Origin of the sequence: Kribbella deserti, from assembly GCF_042434725.1 — a bacterium.
Lineage (GTDB): Bacteria > Actinomycetota > Actinomycetes > Propionibacteriales > Kribbellaceae > Kribbella > Kribbella deserti.
This window is the reverse complement of sequence record NZ_JBHLTC010000009.1, coordinates 79,646-100,540: the sequence shown is the minus strand read 5'-3', so window position 1 is coordinate 100,540 and position 20,895 is coordinate 79,646. Positions and strand designations below refer to the sequence as shown.

21 protein-coding genes are annotated in these 20,895 nt (G+C 67.9%); 15 read left to right on the top strand and 6 right to left on the bottom strand.

The features are described from left to right. Positions 1-3: 3 nt before the first annotated feature. Positions 4-897 carry an alpha/beta fold hydrolase gene (locus ACFFGN_RS08655; RefSeq protein ID WP_380044956.1) on the bottom strand — a complete coding sequence of 298 codons (894 nt, stop codon included), beginning with the start codon at positions 895-897 and terminating at the stop codon, positions 4-6. Between the two features lie 101 nt (positions 898-998). Between ACFFGN_RS08655 and ACFFGN_RS08650 the strand changes: the two genes are divergently transcribed. Beyond that, positions 999-1,985: an asparaginase gene (locus ACFFGN_RS08650; RefSeq protein ID WP_380044953.1), complete on the top strand. Its 987-nt coding sequence runs from the start codon at positions 999-1,001 to the stop codon at positions 1,983-1,985. Between the two features lie 21 nt (positions 1,986-2,006). Here the strand turns inward: ACFFGN_RS08650 and ACFFGN_RS08645 are convergent, their stop codons facing one another. Continuing rightward, positions 2,007-2,795, bottom strand: a complete 789-nt coding sequence (locus tag ACFFGN_RS08645) for a class I SAM-dependent methyltransferase (RefSeq protein ID WP_380044950.1) — start codon at positions 2,793-2,795, stop codon at positions 2,007-2,009. 47 nt (positions 2,796-2,842) lie between these two features. On the opposite strand from ACFFGN_RS08645, the gene ACFFGN_RS08640 reads away from it, so the two are divergent. Further along, the gene (locus ACFFGN_RS08640; protein WP_380044948.1) at positions 2,843-3,553 is read left to right on the top strand and encodes a hypothetical protein; all 711 of its coding nucleotides are present in this window, start codon (positions 2,843-2,845) and stop codon (positions 3,551-3,553) included. A 9-nt stretch (positions 3,554-3,562) separates the two neighbouring features. Here the strand turns inward: ACFFGN_RS08640 and ACFFGN_RS08635 are convergent, their stop codons facing one another. Then, positions 3,563-4,063: a MarR family winged helix-turn-helix transcriptional regulator gene (locus tag ACFFGN_RS08635; protein WP_380044945.1), complete on the bottom strand. Its 501-nt coding sequence runs from the start codon at positions 4,061-4,063 to the stop codon at positions 3,563-3,565. 100 nt (positions 4,064-4,163) lie between these two features. Here ACFFGN_RS08635 and ACFFGN_RS08630 point away from each other — a divergent pair, with 100 nt between their 5' ends. The 3 genes from ACFFGN_RS08630 to ACFFGN_RS08620 are packed head-to-tail and all read left to right on the top strand — an operon-like array spanning position 4,164 to position 6,221. Continuing rightward, entirely contained in the window at positions 4,164-5,078 is a 915-nt protein-coding gene (locus tag ACFFGN_RS08630; protein ID WP_380044942.1) for an EamA family transporter, read from the top strand. Between the two features lie 5 nt (positions 5,079-5,083). Continuing rightward, positions 5,084-5,722, top strand: a complete 639-nt coding sequence (locus tag ACFFGN_RS08625; RefSeq protein ID WP_380044939.1) for an NAD(P)-dependent oxidoreductase — start codon at positions 5,084-5,086, stop codon at positions 5,720-5,722. Positions 5,723-5,777: 55 nt separating this feature from the next. Next, a complete protein-coding gene (locus ACFFGN_RS08620) occupies positions 5,778-6,221 on the top strand; it encodes a GNAT family N-acetyltransferase (protein WP_380044935.1) in 444 nt (147 codons plus the stop codon). A 158-nt stretch (positions 6,222-6,379) separates the two neighbouring features. Here ACFFGN_RS08620 and ACFFGN_RS08615 read toward each other — a convergent pair whose 3' ends face one another. Then, complete coding sequence (locus ACFFGN_RS08615) at positions 6,380-6,706, bottom strand: hypothetical protein (RefSeq protein WP_380044932.1); 327 nt, start codon at positions 6,704-6,706, stop codon at positions 6,380-6,382. A gap of 120 nt (positions 6,707-6,826) precedes the next feature. On the opposite strand from ACFFGN_RS08615, the gene ACFFGN_RS08610 reads away from it, so the two are divergent. The 4 genes from ACFFGN_RS08610 to ACFFGN_RS08595 all read left to right on the top strand — a co-directional run bounded on the left by ACFFGN_RS08610 (position 6,827) and on the right by ACFFGN_RS08595 (position 12,260). Next, positions 6,827-8,257 carry an MFS transporter gene (locus ACFFGN_RS08610; protein ID WP_380044928.1) on the top strand — a complete coding sequence of 477 codons (1,431 nt, stop codon included), beginning with the start codon at positions 6,827-6,829 and terminating at the stop codon, positions 8,255-8,257. Beyond that, positions 8,254-9,219: a sigma-70 family RNA polymerase sigma factor gene (locus ACFFGN_RS08605; RefSeq protein WP_380044925.1), complete on the top strand. Its 966-nt coding sequence runs from the start codon at positions 8,254-8,256 to the stop codon at positions 9,217-9,219. The genes ACFFGN_RS08610 and ACFFGN_RS08605 overlap by 4 nt, the downstream gene beginning before the upstream one ends. A 234-nt stretch (positions 9,220-9,453) precedes the next feature. Beyond that, the gene (locus ACFFGN_RS08600) at positions 9,454-10,992 is read left to right on the top strand and encodes an alkaline phosphatase D family protein (protein ID WP_380044922.1); all 1,539 of its coding nucleotides are present in this window, start codon (positions 9,454-9,456) and stop codon (positions 10,990-10,992) included. Positions 10,993-11,003: 11 nt separating this feature from the next. Then, a complete protein-coding gene (locus ACFFGN_RS08595; protein ID WP_380044920.1) occupies positions 11,004-12,260 on the top strand; it encodes a hypothetical protein in 1,257 nt (418 codons plus the stop codon). Between the two features lie 56 nt (positions 12,261-12,316). Here the strand turns inward: ACFFGN_RS08595 and ACFFGN_RS08590 are convergent, their stop codons facing one another. After that, complete coding sequence (locus ACFFGN_RS08590; protein ID WP_380044917.1) at positions 12,317-12,706, bottom strand: DUF5997 family protein; 390 nt, start codon at positions 12,704-12,706, stop codon at positions 12,317-12,319. A 57-nt stretch (positions 12,707-12,763) separates the two neighbouring features. On the opposite strand from ACFFGN_RS08590, the gene ACFFGN_RS08585 reads away from it, so the two are divergent. From ACFFGN_RS08585 to ACFFGN_RS08560, 6 genes are all read left to right on the top strand, one after another. Further along, positions 12,764-13,504 carry a LysR family substrate-binding domain-containing protein gene (locus ACFFGN_RS08585; protein WP_380044915.1) on the top strand — a complete coding sequence of 247 codons (741 nt, stop codon included), beginning with the start codon at positions 12,764-12,766 and terminating at the stop codon, positions 13,502-13,504. Positions 13,505-13,656: 152 nt separating this feature from the next. Beyond that, positions 13,657-15,516 carry an ABC transporter substrate-binding protein gene (locus tag ACFFGN_RS08580; protein ID WP_380044913.1) on the top strand — a complete coding sequence of 620 codons (1,860 nt, stop codon included), beginning with the start codon at positions 13,657-13,659 and terminating at the stop codon, positions 15,514-15,516. Then, entirely contained in the window at positions 15,513-16,547 is a 1,035-nt protein-coding gene (locus tag ACFFGN_RS08575) for an ABC transporter permease (protein WP_380044910.1), read from the top strand. Before ACFFGN_RS08580 ends, ACFFGN_RS08575 begins: the two co-directional genes overlap by 4 nt. Further along, on the top strand, positions 16,544-17,422 hold the full coding sequence (locus ACFFGN_RS08570; protein ID WP_380044907.1) for an ABC transporter permease: 879 nt from the start codon (positions 16,544-16,546) through the stop codon (positions 17,420-17,422). The genes ACFFGN_RS08575 and ACFFGN_RS08570 overlap by 4 nt, the downstream gene beginning before the upstream one ends. Continuing rightward, positions 17,422-18,420 carry an ABC transporter ATP-binding protein gene (locus ACFFGN_RS08565; RefSeq protein WP_380044904.1) on the top strand — a complete coding sequence of 333 codons (999 nt, stop codon included), beginning with the start codon at positions 17,422-17,424 and terminating at the stop codon, positions 18,418-18,420. Before ACFFGN_RS08570 ends, ACFFGN_RS08565 begins: the two co-directional genes overlap by 1 nt. Further along, on the top strand, positions 18,417-19,412 hold the full coding sequence (locus ACFFGN_RS08560; protein ID WP_380044901.1) for an ABC transporter ATP-binding protein: 996 nt from the start codon (positions 18,417-18,419) through the stop codon (positions 19,410-19,412). Before ACFFGN_RS08565 ends, ACFFGN_RS08560 begins: the two co-directional genes overlap by 4 nt. Positions 19,413-19,607: 195 nt before the next feature. On the opposite strand, the gene ACFFGN_RS08555 is transcribed toward ACFFGN_RS08560, so the two are convergent. Beyond that, a complete protein-coding gene (locus ACFFGN_RS08555; RefSeq protein ID WP_380044897.1) occupies positions 19,608-20,879 on the bottom strand; it encodes a PucR family transcriptional regulator in 1,272 nt (423 codons plus the stop codon). Between the last annotated feature and the right edge of the window lie 16 nt (positions 20,880-20,895).

Sequence of the window (20,895 nt, the reverse complement as noted above, 5' to 3'; positions counted from 1 at the left end):
GACCTATTTGTGGACGCGGCCCAGGAACTCCCGGATCAGGGTCACGGCCTCATCGAGGTGGGTCTCCAGGGCCCAGTGGCCGGCGTCCGGGAGTAGGTGCAGTTCGGCGTCGGGGAGGTCCTTCAGGTAGGCCCGAGCCGCTTCCTCGTGCATGTACCCGTCGTGCGGGCCCCAGACGATCAGCGTCGGCGGCCGGTGCTCGCGCAAGTAGGCCTGGTACTCGCCGTACCGCTCGACGCTGTGCCGGATATCCGCCGCCAGGCCGACCATGATCTCCCGGTTCTTCTGCATGACCGGCCACGACAGCAACCACAGATCCGGGCTGATCCGGTCCGCGATGTGCTCGGGCACTTCGCCGAGAACCTCCGCCCGCAGACCCTCCAAGGTCAGGGCCTCCGCGGCCAGCTGGGCCTTCCGTTCCTCCGACGGATCGGCCCACAACTCCTTGAGGGGTTCGTAGTTCGGCCCGAGCGTCTCTTCGTACGCATCGCCGTTCTGGATGATCAGCGCGGCGATCCGATCGTGATGCCGGGTCGCGAGCTGCAGGCCGGCCTGCGAGCCATAGTCGAATAAGTACAGGGCGAACCGGTCCAGCCCGAGCCGCTCGGTGAAGCGTTCCAGAAAGTTCGCGTAGCCCTCAAAGGTGTACGAGAAGTCCACCGAGTCAGGCACCTCGGTATAACCGAAGCCCGGGAAGTCCGGCGCGATCAGCCGCCAGTTGTCCCCCAGCGCCGGCATCAGGTTGCGGTACTGGAACGAGGACGACGGGTAGCCGTGCGGCAGCAGCAGCACCGGCGCATCCGGTGGGCCCGACTCGCGGTAGAACACCTGCATACCGTCAATCTCCAGCGTCCGATGGACCACCGGCGCGAGCATGAGCGACAACCTCCACATCATCGGGAACAAGCTCGGTCCAGCGCCCGGTACCCACACCCGCGAGTCCAATCCGCGGAAGTAGTAATCTGCGCGGGCCCGTCACGGACGAGAGGACCAGCTCTGTGAGCATCGCCCTGTTCACCCTCGGAGGCACGATCTCGATGGCCGGTGGCCCGTCGGCCGGCGTCGTTCCCCGCTTGACCGGTGCCGACCTGATGGCCGCCGTACCGGGGCTCGCCGAGCTCGACCGGCCCCTGGAGGTTCAGGACGTCCAGGCGGTGCCGAGCGCCAACCTGACACTGGCCACCATGCTCGAGGTGGTTGACGCCGCCGCTCAGGCGATCGCCGACGGCGCGACGGGCATCGTCGTCACGCAGGGCACCGACACACTGGAGGAGACCGCCTTCCTGGTCGACCAGGTCTGGCCGCACCCGAATCCGTTTGTGCTCACCGGCGCGATGCGGAACCCGACGCTGGCGGGACCCGACGGCCCGGCCAACCTGCTGGCCGCCGCGCAGGTCGCGTGCTCACCGGCCGCGCGGGATCTGGGCGCCCTGGTCGTGTTCAACGATCAGATCCACGCCGCCCGCTGGGTACGCAAGACCCACAGCACGAGTACGGCGGCCTTCGCCTCGCCGAACGCCGGTCCGATCGGACAGGTGGTCGAGGGGCAGGTGCGGATCCTCACCCGCCCGGCCCGGCTGGACGGCGTACCGGCGCGGGCAGAACCGGCCGAGCTCGAAGCCACCAAGGTCGCTCTGTACACCGTCACGCTCGACGACGACGGACTGCTGCTTCGCGGACTGGCCGACACCCACCAGGGCCTGATCGTGGCCGGGTACGGCGTGGGGCATGTTCCGGCCGCGCTGGCACCCGTGCTGGGCGAACTCGCGGCCCGGATGCCCGTCGTACTGACCTCGCGGACCGGCGCCGGCTCAATCGCGCGCAACACCTACGGTTCGATCGGGTCCGAGTCCGACCTGTTGAAGCGCGGGCTGATCGACGGCGGTTTCCTCGATCCGTACAAGGCGCGCATCCTGCTGCGCTGGCTCCTGGCCACCGGCGAAAGCCTGGACGAGATCACGGCCGCCTTCGCCCAGCACCACTAAGGCCTTGGCAGTGGTCGCGCGTCAGCGGATCGCGACGACCAGGTGTTTGTCGGCGGTTTGACGCAGTACGCCGACCTCGGCGAATCCGGCCGCGCGAAGTGACTCGATCATCTCGGGCAGCGTGACCGGGCTCGCCTCCGTCGGAGCGATGGCCAGCCGATCGCGTTCGGCGAGCAACTGGGCGAACGCCGGCTCGGCCCGCGCGGCCGCCCACCAGCTCGCCCAGTCTTCATCCGCGGAACTCGCCGCCGAACCGCCTTGCGCAGAAGGCGTTGACGGTGGTGAACCGTCCCAGCCGTGATCCCGAAGTGATGCCGCCAGCTCGCTCAACCGCGGCACCTCGGCGCCCAGCCGAAGCGTGTCGAGATTGACGAACACGCCATCGGGCCGAATCCGCCGCGCAAGCACCTCGGCCAAGCCCGCGAACTCCGCCGCACTGAAGTAGTGCAGGGATGTCGCGCTGCACACGGCATCCACCCGGTCCGACCCCAGTACGACATCCCACCCGGGCTCGAGCAGATCGGCCCGCTGAAAGGCGATTCGGCCGGCGCCCGCCTGGCCCAGCGCCAGCAAGAACGGATCGGCGTCTACCGCCGTCACCCGCGCCTGCGGGAATCGCGCGCCGGCCCGGAGCGCGATCGAGCCGGGCCCGGAGGCGAGATCAACCAGCTGGGTGGGTTCGCCGACGAGCACTGCAACGACGTCGAGGATCAGGCCTAGCGCGGTCTCGCGATCGGGCAGATAGGCGGTCTGCTGGCGATCCCAGCGGTTCATCCAGGTCGACCATTCGGCCGGAGAAAGGTTCAGCACGCCCTGGACGGTAGCCCGAGATCGACCTAATTGACAATCATTTTCATTTGACCATCGAGCGCATGACCTGCGCCGAAGGCTGGACTATCACCCCGGGTGCTTTCACGGTGAGGTATGCAGACCACCGCTCCACCGCCGGACTATCCCCCGCCGACGGCACCATGACCACGCCGCCCGCCGTGAAACCCGAAGGCACCACACCCGAGAAGACCGAGGTGGTGGTCGAGCCCGCGCCCGGCGAGTACGACGCCCAGTTCGCCAGGCTTACCGGAATAGCCGCGGTCGTGGTCGCGGGAGTCGTCGGGATCATCTTCACGGTGATCCTGGCGAAGATCGAGATCCCCAGCGCCGTCGTCGGCGGCGACCAGCAGGTAGTAGGCACGGTCGGCCAGCGCACCGCCGCTCTGCTCGCGGTGGCACTGGCGTTGATCGGCGTCCTACTGCTCATCTTCGGGACCTGGCTCGCCGCACTCGAAACCAGGGGCCGGCTCCACACCGGCGTCGAGCCGGCCCGGACCAGGGCGATCACGGCACAAGGTCAGCCCGGAGCGGTGGGCCCACTCGTGACGGCCGCCGGCGAGGCCGCGGCGAAGGTGATCGACTCCGCGAGGGGGCTGCGCGGCACCATCGGCGTACTGCTTTGTGGCGTCGCGGTCATCATTGCGAGCACCGTCATCGGCGCGCGGCTTGCCGACGGTCCAGCGAGCCCCGCGGGCGTCCCGTCCAGCGTGGCACCGACCCCATCACCAACCCGGTAACCAGGCCAATCAGGTGGGGCGGTTGTCCCCCAGGGATTCGAGCAAAGTGCGGAGGGTGCCGGCGAGGGCGTCGCGCTCTTCGGTGGAGAGGGCGGCCAGGAGACGGTGCTCGGTGGCGACGTGATCCGGCAAGGCCTTGTCGATCAGGGCCAGGCCCGCCTCGGTGAGGGTGACGACCACACCCCGGCCATCGGTCGGGCTCGGCGCGCGCGAGACGAGGCCGCGCGCTTCGAGTCGGTCGAGGCGCTGGGTGATCGCGCCCGAGGTGACCATCGACGAGCGCATCAGCTCGGCCGGGGTGAGACTGTGCTCGGAGTTGCTGCGCCGCAGAGTCGCCAGCACGTCGAACGAGGGTCGATCCAAGTCGTGCAGGGCGAACGTACGCCGCAGTTCGCCGTCGACCAGCAGGGAGAGCCGGGACAGCCGGCCGATCACCGCCATCGGCGAGGCGTCGATATCGGGCCGCTGGATGTGCCACTGCTCGAGGATGCGGTCGACGTGATCAGCCATGCGGCTCAGGGTAGTACGAGATGCCTTAGCGATGAGGCAAGTTTCTTAGCGATGAGGTAAACCTCTTCCATTTTGCTTAGCGCTGAGATACTTTAGCTTAGTGCTAAGCAATCGAGTCACCCTCCTCCTGATCACCGCCATCGCGCCCGCGCTGTGGGGAACCACCTATCTGGTCACCACGGAGTTCCTGCCGCCAGGGCGCCCCTTGCTCGCCGGAGTGCTTCGCGCGCTTCCGGCCGGCATCATCTTGATCGCGCTCACCCGGCGCCTCCCGCGGGGAAGCTGGTGGTGGCGCGCGTTCGTGCTCGGTGGGCTGAACATCGGCGCGTTCTTCGCCCTGCTGTTCGTCGCGGCGTACCGCCTGCCGGGTGGGGTCGCCGCCACGGTTGGCGCCCTGCAGCCGCTGCTGGTCGCCGTACTCGCGTCGGGCCTGCTTGCGGAGAAGCTGACCCGCCGGACCGTACTTACCGCGCTCGCCGGGGTGTTCGGAGTCAGCCTGCTGGTCCTCAAGGCGGACGCCCGGCTCGACGCCTGGGGAATCGCCGCCGCCCTGGGTGGTGCCGTGGTGATGGCGACCGGCGTCGTACTGAGCAAGCGCTGGACCTCCCCCGCGCCGATGCTGGCGACCACCGGATGGCAGCTCGTCGCGGGCGGCCTGCTGCTGGTACCGGTCGCGCTGCTGGTCGAAGGCGCGCCGCCCGCGTCGTTCACGGGCGCGAATCTGGCCGGTTACGCGTACCTGACGATCATCGGATCGGCGCTTGCGTACGGCCTTTGGTTCCGCGGCCTGCGGGCGTTGTCCCCCACCGATCTCACCTTTCTCGGCCTGTTGAGCCCGGTCGTCGCGACCGCTCTCGGCTGGCTCGCGCTCGACCAGGGTCTGACCCCGGCGCAGGTCATCGGCGGGCTGATCGTGCTCGCCGCGCTCGTTTTCGCCCAGACCAAAAAGAAGCCCGCACCCCCAACCAGTACGCCGGTCCCGGCCCCCGTGCCCGTATCGGCCGGAAGGAACTGAGCGATATGCGCATCACCGTGTTCGGAGCAGCCGGCGTCGTCGGAAGCCGGGTCGTCACCGAAGCCTTGTCCAGAGGTCACCAACTCATCGCCGTCGGGCGGAACCCGGCCCGGCTGGCCGGCCTACCCGCGGAAATCACCGTCCGGCAGGGCGATGCCGCCAACGTGGAGGATGTCGCCGCACTCAGTGCCGGCCAAGACCTCGTCATCAGCGCCACCCGGCCCGTTCCCGGCAGCGAGCACGAACTCGTCATCGCGGCCAAGGCCCTGCTCGCCGGAGTCGCCAGTACCGGCGTACGCCTCATCGCCGTCGGCGGCGCAAGCAGTCTCGTCATCCCCAACTCAGCCGGTACGACGGTCGCCGACGCCCCGGGCTTCCCTGCCGACCTGCTGCCGATCGCGACGGCCTGCACCGAACAACTGGAGGTGTTCCGCGCCGACACCACCGCCAGCTGGACCTACCTGAGCCCGCCCGCCTTGCTCGAACCAGGCGAACGAACCGGCAGCTTCCGGCTGGGCCTGGACGATCTGATCGTCGACGCGCACGGCAATTCCTCAATCTCCACAGAGGACTTCGCAATAGCTCTACTGGATGAGGCCGAGCGACCTCGCCATCCCCGCAAACGCTTCACGGTCGGCTACTGACCCGTTGGGGTAAATGCGCGCTGGTTTGCCCGCGTGGGCAGTAGACTCCGCGCCCGTGGACGACAAGCATGAGCCGGTTCTGACGGTCGGCGGCTCCGATTCGGAACTCGACAAGCGGCTAACCGAGGAACTGACGGCCTTCAACATCGCGGCCACGGGCGCTGACGACCAGGAGGAGTTCTCCATCCGGGTCACCGACGCGGACGGAGAACTCGTGGCCGGTCTCACCGCCTGGACCTGGGGAGGACTCTGCGGCATCGACATGTTGTGGGTGCGCGAGGACAGCCGACGCGATCGATGGGGTTCGAAGGTGTTGCTCGCCGCCGAGGCCGAGGCCAGGCGCCGCGGCTGCGACCGCGTGGCCGTCTCGTCGTTCACCTTCCAGGCGCCGGACTTCTACCAGCGCCACGGGTACGCCGAGACCGGCCGGACCCTCGGTTTCCCTGGTGGCAATGCCGACGTACACATGTACAAATCGCTGGCCACAACCGGCAACTGAGCGAGATTTCGGTCATACGCATGATTGGCCCGGGTATCGGCGGGCACTGGAGGACCAGGACGCCGGGCTCTCGAGGGTCCCGGATTGTTCAGGTTCCGTCGTTCAGCAACCAGCGGCGGGACCGCCCCCAATTTCCGCGGTCCCGCCCCACCGCCGAGTCAGGCCGTCGGTTGTCCCAGCGCTAGTACGGCATCACTGACGTACGAGCCAACAAGGTGGCCGGACGTCCGCTCGGGCTCGTCGGCCAGCCGGTCCTTCAGGCCACGCTGGAACTCCTGGAACGCCTTGAGGCTCGTCAGCGCTTCACTGCCCTCCGCATCGTGGACGACGTGCACAAACGTGACACCGTCCTCTAGCCGGACGCACTGGTATCGCAGTACCTCGGGACGTTTGGCCGCGAGTTCGGCGAACACGTTCTCGATCAGGCGCTGGTTCTCGTCGGCCTGGTCGGGCTTGGTCTGGTAGCGGACTACTGCTGTGGTCATGGCGTTCCTCCTTGGTGGTCTCTACCGGTACTGACAGCCAAGGAGCCCCGAACTCATCGCCGCGATGACTTTCGCCCCTCCCCCTTGTCTAACCAGATGACGACAAGTGACGGAGGACGCATGACAAAACAACCGCGCGCGACAGCCCAGCAGCGATGGGTTCTGGCCCTCGCATCACTGGGTTCGGTGGTGGTCGCGCTCGACACGCTGGTGGTGGCGACCGCGCTCACGACGATCCAGTCCCAGCTCGGTGCATCGTTGGCGGAGCTTGAGTGGACGGTGAACGCCTACAGCCTCACCTTCGCTGTGTTCATGATGAGCGCGGCTGCTGCGGGTGACCGGTGGGGACGGACCCGTACGTTCGCCGTGGGGTTTGCCCTGTTCACAGTGGCCTCGATCGGTTGTGCCCTGGCTACGTCGGTCGGCTGGCTGATCGCGGCTCGCGCCGTCCAAGGTGTTGGTGCCGCTGTAGTTATGCCACTCGCTATCGGGCTGGTAGGAGCCGCCTTCCCCGGTGCGAACCGCGGCTGGGCTACGGGCGTCTACGGCAGCCTGACCGGGGTGGCGGTGCTGAGTGGCCCCTTGGTCGGTGGTGCCATCACGCAAGGCCTGAACTGGCACTGGGTGTTCTGGGTCAACGTCCCGATCGGGCTGGTGCTAATCCCACTAATACTTCGGAAGATCCCCGAGACGCGTGGCGCCGTACGGCGGTTGGACCTGGTTGGCGCCGTACTGGCCGCGCTCGCGTTGCTAGGCCTGGTTTGGGCGCTGATCCGCGGGCCCGAGCAGGGTTGGTCCAGCGCGGAGGTCCTTGGTTCGGCCGCAGCAGGGCTCCTACTAGGCGCGGCCTTCGTGGTTTGGGAACACCGCGCGCCCGCTCCGATGGTGCCGCCGTCGCTCTTCCGGCTGCACTCGTTTGTCGCCGCCAACCTGGCCGGCTTCTTCCTAACGGCGGCACTGCTGGGCAACCTGTTCTTCCTGACGCAGTTCGCCCAGATCGTCTGGCAGGCCGGTCCCCTGCGTGCCGGTCTGCAGATCCTGCCCTGGACGGCGACCCTGTTCGTGGTCTCCCCGATCGCCGGACGATTGGTCGACCGAATTGGCGAGCGCCCGCTGGTGGTCGTCGGCCTTCTACTACAGGGGTTAGGCCTCCTAACCGTGGCGGCCCTGACCACCAACGGCCTGACGTACGGAGAGTTGGTGGTGCCGGTGATCGTGGCAGGCGCGGGAGTTTCGTTTGCCATGACGGCAACGCAGAGCGCGGTTGTAGGGTCAGTACCGCCAGAAGCGGTCGGAGTAGCTTCGGGGGTCTACGGAATGATGCGTCAGCTAGGCGGTGCCACCGGAGTTGCCGTCATGGCCGCCGTCTTCGCCAGCACCGGCGGCTACACCTCGCCGCAGGCCTTCTCGGACGGTTTCGCCTGGGCTATCGCGACGGGCGGAGTCTTGTCGCTAGCGGGCGGTATCGCCGGCATCTGGATCACCCGGCGCGCACCAAGCGCCGCGCCTGCTCCGGTGGCGGCTGTCGCGCCTCAGGAGGTTGGTCGATGATGGCGACCTCGGACGAGTTCGAGCGCCGTACCGAACCACACCGCGGCGAGCTGGTCTCGTTCTGCTACCGCATGCTGGGGTCCTTGCACGACGCCGAGGACACCGTCCAGGAGACCTACCTACGAGCTTGGCGTGGCTATGCCCAGTTCGAGGACCGCTCCTCGATTAGGACCTGGTTGTTCCGCATCGCCACCAACCAATGCCTGAACCTCTTGCAGCACAGCAGCCGCCGCCTGATCCCGTCGGCCGTCGGCGCACCAGGTGACCCGAGCGAGATCGCGCCCTCGGCCGAACTCCCTTGGCTCGAACCGTTCCCCGACCTCATGTTCAACTCGGCCCCACCGGATCCCAGCTTGGTCGTGGTCGAACGCCAGACCCTGCGACTGGCCTTGGTCGCGGCCCTGCAGCACCTACCGCCTCGCCAACGAGCCGCCCTGCTGCTCCGCGACGTACTCGCCTGGCCGGCCGCCGACGTCGCCCAGCTGCTCGACACGTCCACGGCCGCCATCAACTCCGCCCTGCAACGCGCTCGCGCCGTACTGGCCCAAGTGGCACCGGAAGAGCAGGACCTCTTCGAACCCACCGAGCCGGTACAACGCAAGATCCTCGACCAATACGCGCATGCCTTCGAACAGGCCGATTTCGCCGTACTGGAAGAACTTCTGGCCGACCAGGTCCGCTGGGAGATGCCGCCGATCCCCACCTGGTTCGACAACCACGACACGGTCCTCGGCCTGCTACGCGCCAAACTCGACCCGAACCAAGGCCGCCGCCTGGTCCCGATCTCCGCCAACGGCCAACCCGGCTTCGCCACCTACCACCAAGCGCCGACCGGCGAGTTCCACGCACACGCCCTACAGGTATTCACCTTCGACCACCACCAGATCGCCTCGGTGATGGACTTCCACACCCCCGCCATGTTCCCCAGCTTCGGCCTCCCGCTCACCCTCCCGATCCTCTAACAGCTTCGCGAAGGCAACGACGATCGCTCCGCAGGGCGCGTCGGCCGTCGCCCTTGACCGGCGAGAGCCGTCGGTCGCCGGAGGGGTATGTCCTGAAGCTGTCACCGGTTCGACACGGTGCGTAGTAGAAAAGTTACAGGTATGGGTCCAGGATGGGAGCGAATTGCCGCCCGTTGGGTTTCCCGGACGCTGGGCCGGGGGCCTGCCGTCATGCGAAACCTGAAGGTGAGGCCCATGAACCCCATCAGTCGCAGGTCGTTAGTCCTCGGTGGACTGGCCACCGCCGGCGCGACCGCGCTGCCGTTGCACTCCGCCGTGATCGCGGCCACCGCCGCGGTGCCGTACCCGTTCCAGCTCGGTATCGCCTCCGGTGATCCCGACCCGGCCAGCGTGGTGCTGTGGACCCGGCTGGCGCCGTCGCCGCTGAACGCCGACGGCCACGGCGGAATGGCGAACGCCAACGTGACCGTGGACTGGCAGGTGTCCACCAACGAGCTGTTCACCACGATCGTGGCGTCGGGCTCGGTCGTCGCGACGTACGCGAGCGCCCACTCGGTGCACGTGATCGCGGGCGGCCTCAATCCGGACTCGGACTACTTCTACCGGTTCCGCGCGCAGGGCCACCTCTCCCCCGTCGGCCGGACCCGCACCACGCCCGCGCTCGGCGCGGCCGGGCGGAACCTCACGATGGCCTTCACCTCGTGCTCGCATTACGAGGAGGGCTACTTCACGGTTTACCGCCGGATCGCCGAGGACAACCCCGGCGTCGTACTGCATCTCGGCGACTATATCTACGAGTACGGAACCGGCACCGGCCGTCCGCGGGCCCACGCGGGCGCTACGGAGATCGTGTCGCTGGCGGACTACCGCCGCCGCTATGCGCAGTACAAGTCGGACCCGGATCTCCAGGCCGCTCACGCCGCCGCGCCCTGGATCGTCGTACCGGATGATCACGAGCTGGAGAACAACCACGCGGGCAACATCCGCGCGGACAGTACGCCGGCCCTGACGGCCGCGCAGTGGACCGCCCGCCGGACCGCGGCGTACCAGGCGTACTACGAGAACATGCCGTTGCGCCCGGCCCAGGCCAGCAACGGACCGGCCATTCCGCTGTTCCGCCGGATCCGGTGGGGCAATCTCGCCACCTTCCACATGCTCGACACCCGGCAGTACCGCAGTGACCAGGCCTGCGGCGACGGCTGGAAGGTCTGCTCGGACGCGGATCTGGCCAGCCGGAGCCTGCCGGGCAACGCCCAGGAGAGCTGGCTGCTCGACGGCCTCGGGTTGAAGGCCAGCACCTGGGACATCATCGGGCAGCAGGTGTTCTTCGCCCGCCGGTTCAACGCCTCCGGCGCGAGCATGGACTCGTGGGACGGCTACCGCGCCTCGCGGGCCCGGATCCAGCAGGGCTGGGTCAACCGTGGCGTGCGCAATCCCGTCGTACTCACCGGCGACGTGCACCGCGCGTGGGCGAGCAACCTGATGGCCGACTACAACAACGCGAACTCGGCCATCATCGGCAGCGAGCTCGTCACCAGTTCGGTCTCGTCCGGCGGTGACGGCGACGGCGCCACCACGATTCCCGATGTCAGCAACAACCCGTGGCTGAAGTTCTTCAACAACCGCCGTGGCTATGTCCGTACGACGATGAGCCCGACCGAACTGCGCGCCGACTTCCGGGCCGTGGCGAAGGTGACGGAACACGGCGCTCCGGCGACCACGGTGAAGTCGTTCGTGATTCAAGAGGGCCGGCCCGGCCTGCAGACGGCATGAGGGGATCAACCATGAAGAAGCTCATCGCCCTCGCCGTGGCCGCGTCATCCGTGGCGCTCGCCGTCACCCCCGCCGCGGCCGCGACCGTGGCTGTCACGCCTACCTGGATCACCGCGAACAGCACGGCCACCGGTGACCAGGACGGCCCCGCGATCGCGACCAACCGCAACGGCTACGTCGCCGTCGTGTGGGAGGACGACCGGGACGAAACCAACTCCGCGGACGACGCGCACAGCGAGATCTTCCTGCGGCTGTTCCGCCACGGAACGGCGCTGTACGAGAAGAAGCTGTCCGCCGGCGGCGGAAGTGGCGTGACCAACTGGCGCCATCGCCACCCGGACGTCGGACTCGACGACAAGGGCAATGCCGTTGTGGTGTGGGCCGACGACCCGGACGGCAACGGGTACTACAACGTGCCCTACCGGGTGGTGAACACAGCCGGCACGGTCACTGCCTCCGGCAGTGCCAACAGCAGCGCGACCGGCCAGCAGATCAACGCCCGCGTCGCCGTCGATCCCGATGGCGCTCCGGTCGGTGGCGCAGTCGCCTTCACCGTGGTGTGGGAGGACATTCAGACCGGTGCCCAGCCGATGATCAAGGCGGCCGGGTTCACCGGACCGACCACCCGCGCCTGGGAGGTCACCGCCTCGCAGACCACCGGGCAGCACCACAACCCGGATGTCGCCGTCACCGCCTCGGGTGACGCGGTCGTGGTGTGGGACGAGGACGGTGACGCCAACGCGTACTACAACATCGGCCTGATCCGTCTGGGCCGCGGCAACGGCGCCGCAACTCTCTCGCGCCGTACGGCGAACGCCAGCGGCGGTGGTCAGCAGACCCACGCCGCGGTGGCCGCCAACTTCAACGGCGACTTCGCCGTCGCCTGGCAATCCGACCACACCGGTACCGCGGGCGCGTGGACCCGCACGTTCGGTTCGACGGGTGCCCCGCACTTCGCCGACGTGGAGGTGGCCGCCGGGGGCCAGAGCCCGGACGTCGGACTGGACGATCAGGCCAACTCGGTTGTCGGCTGGACCGTTCAGGCGGCTGACTCGGACGTGTGGGTCCGAGGCTTCGGCACGAACGGTACGGACGCCGGCCGGTTGGCGGCTCAGCGGCTCGGCTGGTTCACGGACGGACGCCAGGAGCAGATGAGGGTCGCGGTCTCACCGTGGGCCGAAGTAGCGGTCGCGTACACCGACGACAACGACGGCAACACCTTCGACCAGACCCACCTCGGCACGGAGATCTCCAACAACAGCTGGTGAAACGTCAGGTCCGAAGAACCGGGGACACGAGGTCTCCGGTTCTTCGGACCGGTATGTCAGTTGGCGTCGGCCTCCGAAGCGGACGCGGCGGCGAGCCGGGCGGCTTCGGCGCGGACCTCGGCCTGGGTGGCCCGTTCGCGCTGGAGCCAGTCGGGGTTCTCGGTCTTCAGGGCCTCGATCTGCTCGGTGGTGAGCGCCTCGGTGATACCGCCGCGGGCCAGCCCGCTGTTGGAGATACCGAGCTTGGCCGCCACCACCGGACGCGGGTGCGGGCCGGTACGGCGCAGCTCGCGCAGCCACTCGGGCGGATCGGCCTGCAGGGCATTCAGCTCGTCGCGGGTGACGACGCCCTCCTGGAACTCGGCCGGGGTGGCTTCGAGGTACACGCCCAGCTTCTTCGCCGCTGTCGCGGGCTTCATCGTCTGGGGAGTTTTTTGCGACGTCATGGCCTCAGGGTATCGATCGCCCACGCCGCCGCCGATCACGCCCGGTAATCTGGCCGCGTGACCGGCTCCGACGTACCGCCCGCAACCTTCCGGCTTGGGTACGTCCCCGGCGTGACGCCGACCAAGTGGGAGCGGCTCTGGAAGGAGCGGTTGCCCCGGATCGCCCTGGATCTGATCCAGGTCCCGGCCGCCGACGCCGCCGCCCTGGTCCGCGAGCAAGGCGTCGAGGCGGTTCTGCTTCGCCTGCCGATCGACCGCACGGGCTTGCACGCGATCCCGCTGTATACCGAGACCACGGTGGTGGTCGCGCCGCTGGATCACGTGGTGACCGCGGTGGAAGAGGTGTCCCTCGCGGATCTCGCCGACGAGGTGCTGCTGCATCCGCTGGACGACCTGTTCGACTGGGACCAGCCACCCGGGCGTCAATGGCCGGCGCGACCCGCGAACACTCCGGACGCCATCGAACTGGTCGCGGCGGGAATCGGCCTGCTCGTCGTACCGCAGTCCTTGGCCCGGCTCTACCACCGCAAGGACCTCACGTACCGGCCGTTGGTGGACGGGCCCGAGTCGAGTGTCGCGTTGTCCTGGCCCGAGGACGAGACCAGTGACCTGGTGGAACAACTCATCGGCATCGTCCGCGGCCGCACCGTCAACAGCACCCGCGGCCCGGAGCCCAAGCCCACCGCGAAGCCGGCTGCAGCCACCGCGAAGAAAAAGCCCGCACCCAAAAAGCCGCAGCGAACCGGCCGCAATCCGCAGACCGGAAACCGCCCCAACAAGCCCCGCCGCCGGTCCTGACTCACCGCCGTTCTGGCGATCCAGCGGCCGGTTGGGCAATGATGCACCACCGCAGAGCACGATGATGAAACAAAGTTTCGTCAGTCGTTGACACCATAAGGGCCCATAGTGTGACTTTCTCTCAACAACCCTCTGCTGAAGGTGAGCGTTCGATGAGGAAGTGGACCGCGGGTCTGGCTGGGCTGGGCCTGTTGCTGTTGGCGGGTGCGACCGGTCAGCCCGCCCAGGCCGCGCACACCGGCCCGGCCGTGCAGACCGGTTCGGCCGTGCAGACCGGTTCGGCCGCGGATGGCGAGCCGGCCAAGGTCATTCGGGTGGGTACGACCCAGGCGATGGACTCGATGAACCCGTTCCTCGCGGTCCGGCTGGTCTCGTCGTCGATTCACCGCTGGATGTACGGCTTCCTGACCGTGCCCGATCCGAAGTCGCTGCAGCCGAGCCCGGATCTGGCCGAGTCGTGGACGACGTCGCCCGACGGGTTGACCTGGACCTTCAAGATCCGTGCGGCGAAGTGGTCCGACGGCCAGCCGATCACGGCCGAGGACGCGGCGTGGACCTTCAACAAGATGCTCACCGATGACGGCGCCAAAACGGCGAACGGCCCCGCGGTGGAGAACTTCGCCAGTGTCACGGCCAGCGGCCAGGACCTGACCATCAAGCTGAAGACCCCGCAGGCCTCGATGCTGGACAACCCGGTGCCGATCATGCCCAAGCACGTCTGGGAGAAAGTGCCGGACATCGCCAAGTACGAGGCCGAGGAGTACCCGGCCGTGACCAGCGGTCCGTACATCGCGGTCGAGCACAAGAAGGACCAGTTCGTGAAGCTGAAGGCCAACCCGTCGTACTGGCGGGGTGCGCCGAAGATCGACGAGCTGCAGGTCATCTTCTACGACAACCCGGCCGCTTCGGTGGTGGGCCTGAAGAAGGGTGACATCGACCTGATCGGCCGGCTCTCGCCGCCGGACTTCGAGGCGCTCAAGGGGGACGACAACCTGGTGCAGTGGAACAAGCAGGGCCGTCGCGCCACCTATCTGCAGATCAACCACGGCGCGACCACCAGCGACAACAAGCCGATCGGTGACGGACATCCGGCGCTGAAGGACCCGAAGGTCCGGCTGGCGCTGCACCACGCCATCGACAAGCAGAAGCTGGTCGACGAGGTGCAGAACGGTCTCGCGAAGCCCGCGAACGGCTCGATCATTCCGCCGATGTACAAGGACTTCTTCTGGGAGGCAGGCGGCGACAAGCTGATCGGCTTCGACCTGGCGAAGGCCAACCAGATCCTCGACGCGGCCGGTTACAAGAAGGGTGCCGACGGCATCCGGACCATGCCGGACGGTTCGAAGAAACTGCAGTGGCGCTTCAGCATTCACACCGACGCGCCGATCGAGGAGAAGCTGGCCGAGTACCTGACCGGCTGGCTCAAGGACATCGGCATCACGCTGACCACCAAGCGGCTCGACTCCAGCAAGTTCACCGAGGAGACCGGCACCACCGCGCTGTTCGACATCGCGATCAGCGGCTGGTCGGTCAACCCCGATCCCGAAGAGGTCCTGGCCACGCACCTGTGCAGCCGCCGGCCGACCGCTTCCGGCGAAGGTGGTGGCACCGAGTCGTTCTACTGCGACCCGCAGTTCGAGGCGCTCTACCAGCAGCAGCTGAAGGAGCTGGACCGGCCGAAGCGCGCCGAGATCATCAAGCAGATGAGCGAGCGGCTCTACACCGACGCGCCCGTGATCGCGCTGTACTACCCGAACGACCTCGAGGGCTACCGCAAGGACCGGATCGCCAAGATCACCCCGATCCCCGAGGAAGACGGCATCCTGTACGGCGGTAGCGGCTACTGGCCGTTCTACACCGTCGAGGCCGTCACGAAGGAAGACGGCGCGGCCGACGACGGCGGTTCCAACACCGGGCTCATCGTCGGTGTCGCCGGCGGTGCGCTGGTACTCGGGCTGGCCGGCCTGCTGCTGACGCGCCGGCGTAAGGGCGCCGCGGACGAGCGCGAGTGATCGAACAACCCGCGCTGCTCACCGAGCAAGAGGCTGAGCGCCCCAACCGCCACGGAGCTCTGCGTTACGCGGTCTCCAAGGCGGCTGGGGCCCTGCTCAGCATCGCGATGGTGATCGTGGCAACGTTCTTCGCGTTCCGCCTGCTGCCCGGCGATCCGGTCCGGGCGCTGGCCCAGGGCCGCAACATGACCCCGGAACAGCTCGATCTGGAGCGCAGCCGCCTCGGCCTGGACAAGCCGCTCGCGGAGCAGTTCCTCCAGTTCGTGGACCGGACGCTGCACCTCGATCTCGGTACGTCGTACGAGTACAAGCGGCCGGTGCTGGACCTCATCGGTGAACGGGTCGGCCCGACGCTGCTGCTCACCGGTACGGCGCTGGTGATGGCCGTCGGCCTGGGCATTTGGCAAGGCGCCCGGGCTGGTTGGCGGCCTGGCAGCAGGTTCGACCGGTTGTCCACGGGCGTTTCGCTGGTGTTGTGGTCCGTACCGACGTTCTGGCTCGGGTTGTTACTGCTGATGGTGTTCGCGGCGGGGATCGGACCGATTCCGGGACTCTTCCCGACGCGGGGCATCGAGAGCGTCGACGCGCCCGGCGGGATCGCCTATATCTTCGACGTGGCCAAGCACATGGTGCTGCCCTGTCTGACGATGGTGGGCGTGGTCTACGCGCAGTACCTGCTGGTGATGCGCTCCTCGCTGCTCGACGAGGTCGGCCAGGACTACGTGACCACTGCCCGGGCGAAGGGCCTGCGCGATGACGACGTACGCCGCCGGCACGCCGTACCGAACGCGTTGCTGCCGACGGTGACGCTGGTGTTCATGCGGATCGGCTTCGTCGTGGGTGGCGCCGTTACGGTCGAGGCGATCTTCAGCTGGCCAGGGCTTGGGCAGTTGTTCTACGAGGCGATCCGGGTGCCGGACTTCACCTTGATGCAGGGCACGTTCATGCTGATCACGGTTTCGGTGATTCTGATGAACACGCTCGCGGATGTCGTCTATCACCTGCTCGACCCGAGGGTGAGGTCCGCATGAGTATCGCGTGGACACGCAGACGGATGGCCTACGGCCGGTTCTGGCGGGCCTTTCGCGATCAGCGCGCGGGCATGGCCGGGCTCGGGGTGCTGGTGGTCGCGGTGGTGCTCGCGCTGATCGCGCCATTGTTCATCGACGAGACCGTGACCAGCGTCGTACAAGGCACCGGCGAACGGCTGGCGCCACCGAGCCTCGATCACCCGCTCGGTACGGACGAGTCGGGCCGGTCGATTCTCGCGATGATCTGGTGGGGTTCGCGTACGTCGCTGCTGATCGGATTCCTCGCGGCCCTGCTGAGCATGGTGATCGGCACGGTGTTCGGTATCGCCGCCGGGCACTTCCGCGGCTGGATCGGCGCCGTGCTGATGCGAATCACCGACTGGTTCCTGGTGCTGCCTTCGCTGGTCACCGCCCTCGTACTGGCGGCCATCCTGGGTGGCAGCACCTGGACGATCATCACCGCGATCGGCGTCACCTCGTGGGCCGGTACCGCCCGGCTGATCCGGGCGCAGACGCTCGCGGTCGAGGCCCGGCCGTACATCGAGCGCTCGACCGCCCTCGGCGGTGGGCACTGGCACATCACCACCCGACATGTGCTGCCGAACGTCGCTCCGTTGCTGTTGGCAAGTACCACCTTGGAGGTGGCCAGTGCGATCGTCACTGAGTCGACGCTGGCCTTCCTGGGCGTCAGTGCGAACAAAACCTCGTGGGGAACGATGCTGCGCGGCTCGTACGACTGGGGCGCGGCGACCTCTGGAGCCTGGTGGTACGTGCTCGTCCCCGGCCTCTGCATCGTGGCGGTGGTGATGGCGTTCACCCTGTGCGGGCGGGCGCTGGAGACCGTGCTGAACCCGCGGTTGCGGAGGGCCGGCTGATGTCGCTGCTCGAACTCGACAACCTCTCGGTGACGTACCGGATCGCGTCCGGCGAGGTACCGGCCGTGCGTGGCGTCTCGCTCAGCCTCGACGCGGGTGAGGCGCTTGGCGTCGTCGGCGAATCCGGCTCCGGTAAGTCCACCCTCGCGATGGCCCTGCTCCGGCTGCTGCCGAAGGACGCTCGCGTCGAAGGCCGCGTGCTGCTTGATGGCGAGGACATTCTCGCCATGTCGTGGGGCCGCCTGCGCGCAGTTCGGTGGGCGGAGGCGTCGATCGTGTTCCAGGGCGCGCAGCACGGGCTCAACCCGGTGCACCGAATCGGGGCCCAGATCGCCGAACCCCTGCTGGTACACGGTTTGGCGAAGCCGGATCAGGCCCGCCGCCGGGTGGCCGAGCTACTCGAACAGGTTGGATTGCCCGCTTGGCGTGCGCGCAGCTACCCGCACGAGTTGTCCGGTGGCCAACGGCAACGAGTGATGATCGCGATGGCGCTGGCCTGTTCGCCGCGTCTGATCATCGCCGACGAGCCGACCACCGCACTCGACCTGATGGTCCAGGCGCAAGTGCTGCAACTGATCAGGGACCTGGTCGCCGAGCACGGGATTTCCCTGCTGATGATCTCGCACGACCTCTCGGTCCTGGCGGAGCTGTGCGACCGGCTGGCCGTGATGTACGCCGGTCGCGTGGTCGAGGAAGGCCCGGCGGCCGAGGTGTTCCACCAGGCCCAGCATCCGTATGCCCGGGCCCTCGCGGGCGCTTTCCCGACCGTTGGCGATCCGGTCTCGCGATTGGCGCCGCGCGGTCTGGGTGGGGATCCGCCCGATCCGATGCAGTTGCCGACGGGGTGCCCGTTCCACCCGCGATGCCCGGTGGCACTGGACGAATGTGCCACGCTCGATATCGGTCTCCGGCCCGCGGGCGAGCGCCGTACGGCGGCCTGTGTGCACGCCGGTCTTCACCCCGGTCTTGATTCCGGTCTTAAGGAGGACGTGCGATGAACGCCCTGCTCGAGGCCCGGGACCTGCACGTGGAGTTCAGCTCGCGCGGCCGGCGGGCCCGTGCCGTCGACGGGGTCAACCTCACGGTTGGCGCCGGTGAGATCGTCGCGCTGGTCGGTGAATCCGGCTGCGGCAAAACCACGCTCGCCCGCACCCTGCTCGGCCTCGAACGTCCGACGTCCGGTTCCACCCTGTACGGCGGAGTGCCGCTGAGCTATCGGGCGAAGGCGCTGAAGGCCTACCGCCGGGAGGTGCAGCTGGTTCTGCAGGACCCGACGGGCTCGCTCAACCCCCGGCAGACGGTGTACGAGGCCGTTGCCGAAGGCCCGCGTATCCACGGCCTGGCCAATGAGGAAGAGGTGGTGTCGGAGGCACTCGCCCGAGCCGGGTTGCGACCTCCGGAGCGGTTCTTCCTCCGCTATCCGCATGAGTTGTCTGGTGGCCAGCGGCAGCGCGTGGTGATCGCGGGCGCGCTGGCGCTCAATCCAAAGGTGCTGGTGGCCGACGAACCTGTCGCGTCACTGGACGCTTCTGTCCGGGGCGAGATCCTGGCGTTGCTCCTGCGGCTGCGCGACGAACTAGGCCTGTCGGCACTTGTAGTCACTCACGATCTCGGTCTGGCCTGGAACATCGCGGACCGCGTCGCGGTGATGTACCTGGGGCGGATCGTGGAGACCGGCAGTGTGGAAGAAGTGCTGACTAAGCCGCAACACCCGTACACGCAGGCGTTGTTGTCGGTGCTGCCGGAGTCGGAAGAACGGATGGTGTTGTCCGGTGAGCCGCCGGACCCCACTCGCATTCCGTCGGGTTGCAGGTTCCACCCGCGCTGCCAGGTACTTGCGTCTGGCCTGGCCGCTGAGGCCGGGGTCGCGGACTTGTGCCGGTCGAAGCCCCTGAGCATCTTGCCGGCGGCTACAGAAGCTCAAGCCGCTTGCCACTTCGCCCAGGTCCTCCAGATTGGACAGACCGGAGAGGCCAGCCGGCCGACTTAGCCCTCGATCCGCCGGGTGGGATGGGTCCGGTTGCCCGGGTGAGGGGCCGCCCGCCTGCGGCGACCGGAACGGCCGGCTGCCGACTTTTGGTACGACTACCTGGCTGCAACCGGGTAGCGGCTCAACAACTCGGCAGTGGTCACACCAAAAGCCGGTAGTCGCGCAACAACCCGGTAGTCGGAGGGGCGGGCGCGGTCAGCTAGGTGGCTTGTCGGTAGATTCCGCCTTGGCCGGGCTGTAGGTGGCTAGGGCGATTGTTAGCTCCACGACGACCTGCGGGTCCTCTAGGCGCTCGCCGAACAGTTCTCGGATCTGTCCCATCCGGTAGCGCACGGTCTGGGGATGAACGTGCATGGCGGCTGCAACGTCATCCCGCCGCCCGAGGTGCAGCAGCCACTCCCGCAAGGTTTGAACGAGGCGCTCCGCGGTAGCCGGACGGAGCGCCTCGAACGGCGCAAGCACTCTCCGCCGAAGGTCTTCCAGTGCGGCCGGGTCAGCCGCCACAACCAAAGCAGCCAGCTGGCGATCGGTATCAACAGGCGCATCGGATTCCGAGACCAACCCGAGCCTCCGAGCCCGCAAGACCCGCAGGTACGACGTACGCACCATCGTCCAAGGCTGGGACGGCCCCACCCAGGCCTGCCGTCCGCGCAGGCTGCGAAGTAGCGCGAGGCGCGCGGGCCCGTCCGCGTCGGGAACAAGCAGTACGGCGACTTCGGCGCCGACTTCTTCTTCGAGTTCTGGTACTTCGTCTTCGGGCCGCAAGGTACGGGGATCGAGCAAGGCCAGCACAGCCCGCACTTGCGCGTTCGGCAGCATTACGGCCGTGAGCGTGCGAGGCGGCTCCCAGTCGGCCCGGCCGGCCTGACTCGCCAGCTGGTCCGCAGGTTCGCCAAGCAGCAGACTCCGTCCGAGGCGTTGGAGGTACCGCTGCCGAACCCGGCCCGTTGTAGCGAGTTCATCGGTATGACCCGCCACGCTGGCCGCCGACAGCTCGTCGATGTACGCGAAGACCAGCTCGGCGAACTTGGCGAGAGTCTCCGCTGAAAGACCCGCCTCGACGGCGATGCTGGACAGCTCCCGCCATGACACCCGGGCGCCAACCCGGTAGGCGGCGAGCAGCGCGTCCATGCTGCGCCCGCTGCGGGCCTCGCCGCGGCCGAGCATGTACGCACCTTCGAGCGCGGGAGCCAGCGGCGTACCCGGATCGCCGCCGTTGCGCGGGCTGCTCGCCAGGTTCAGGAATCCCCCGAGCGCGAGCTGGACCGCACCCTGGATATTGCCGCCCATCGAGCCGGCCAAGGCGTTCGCGTAGCCCGGGACCTCGACGATGACGGCGCGTACCGTGCTCTCGGCGACCTTCGGCAGCCGGGAGCGCAGCAGCCCGATGGCCACCTCACCGAGATCGAGTTCCGCGGCCCCGCGAGCGGTCCGGCTGGCGTGCCGAACGGGATCCACATCGGTCATTTGTTCTCTCCGAACA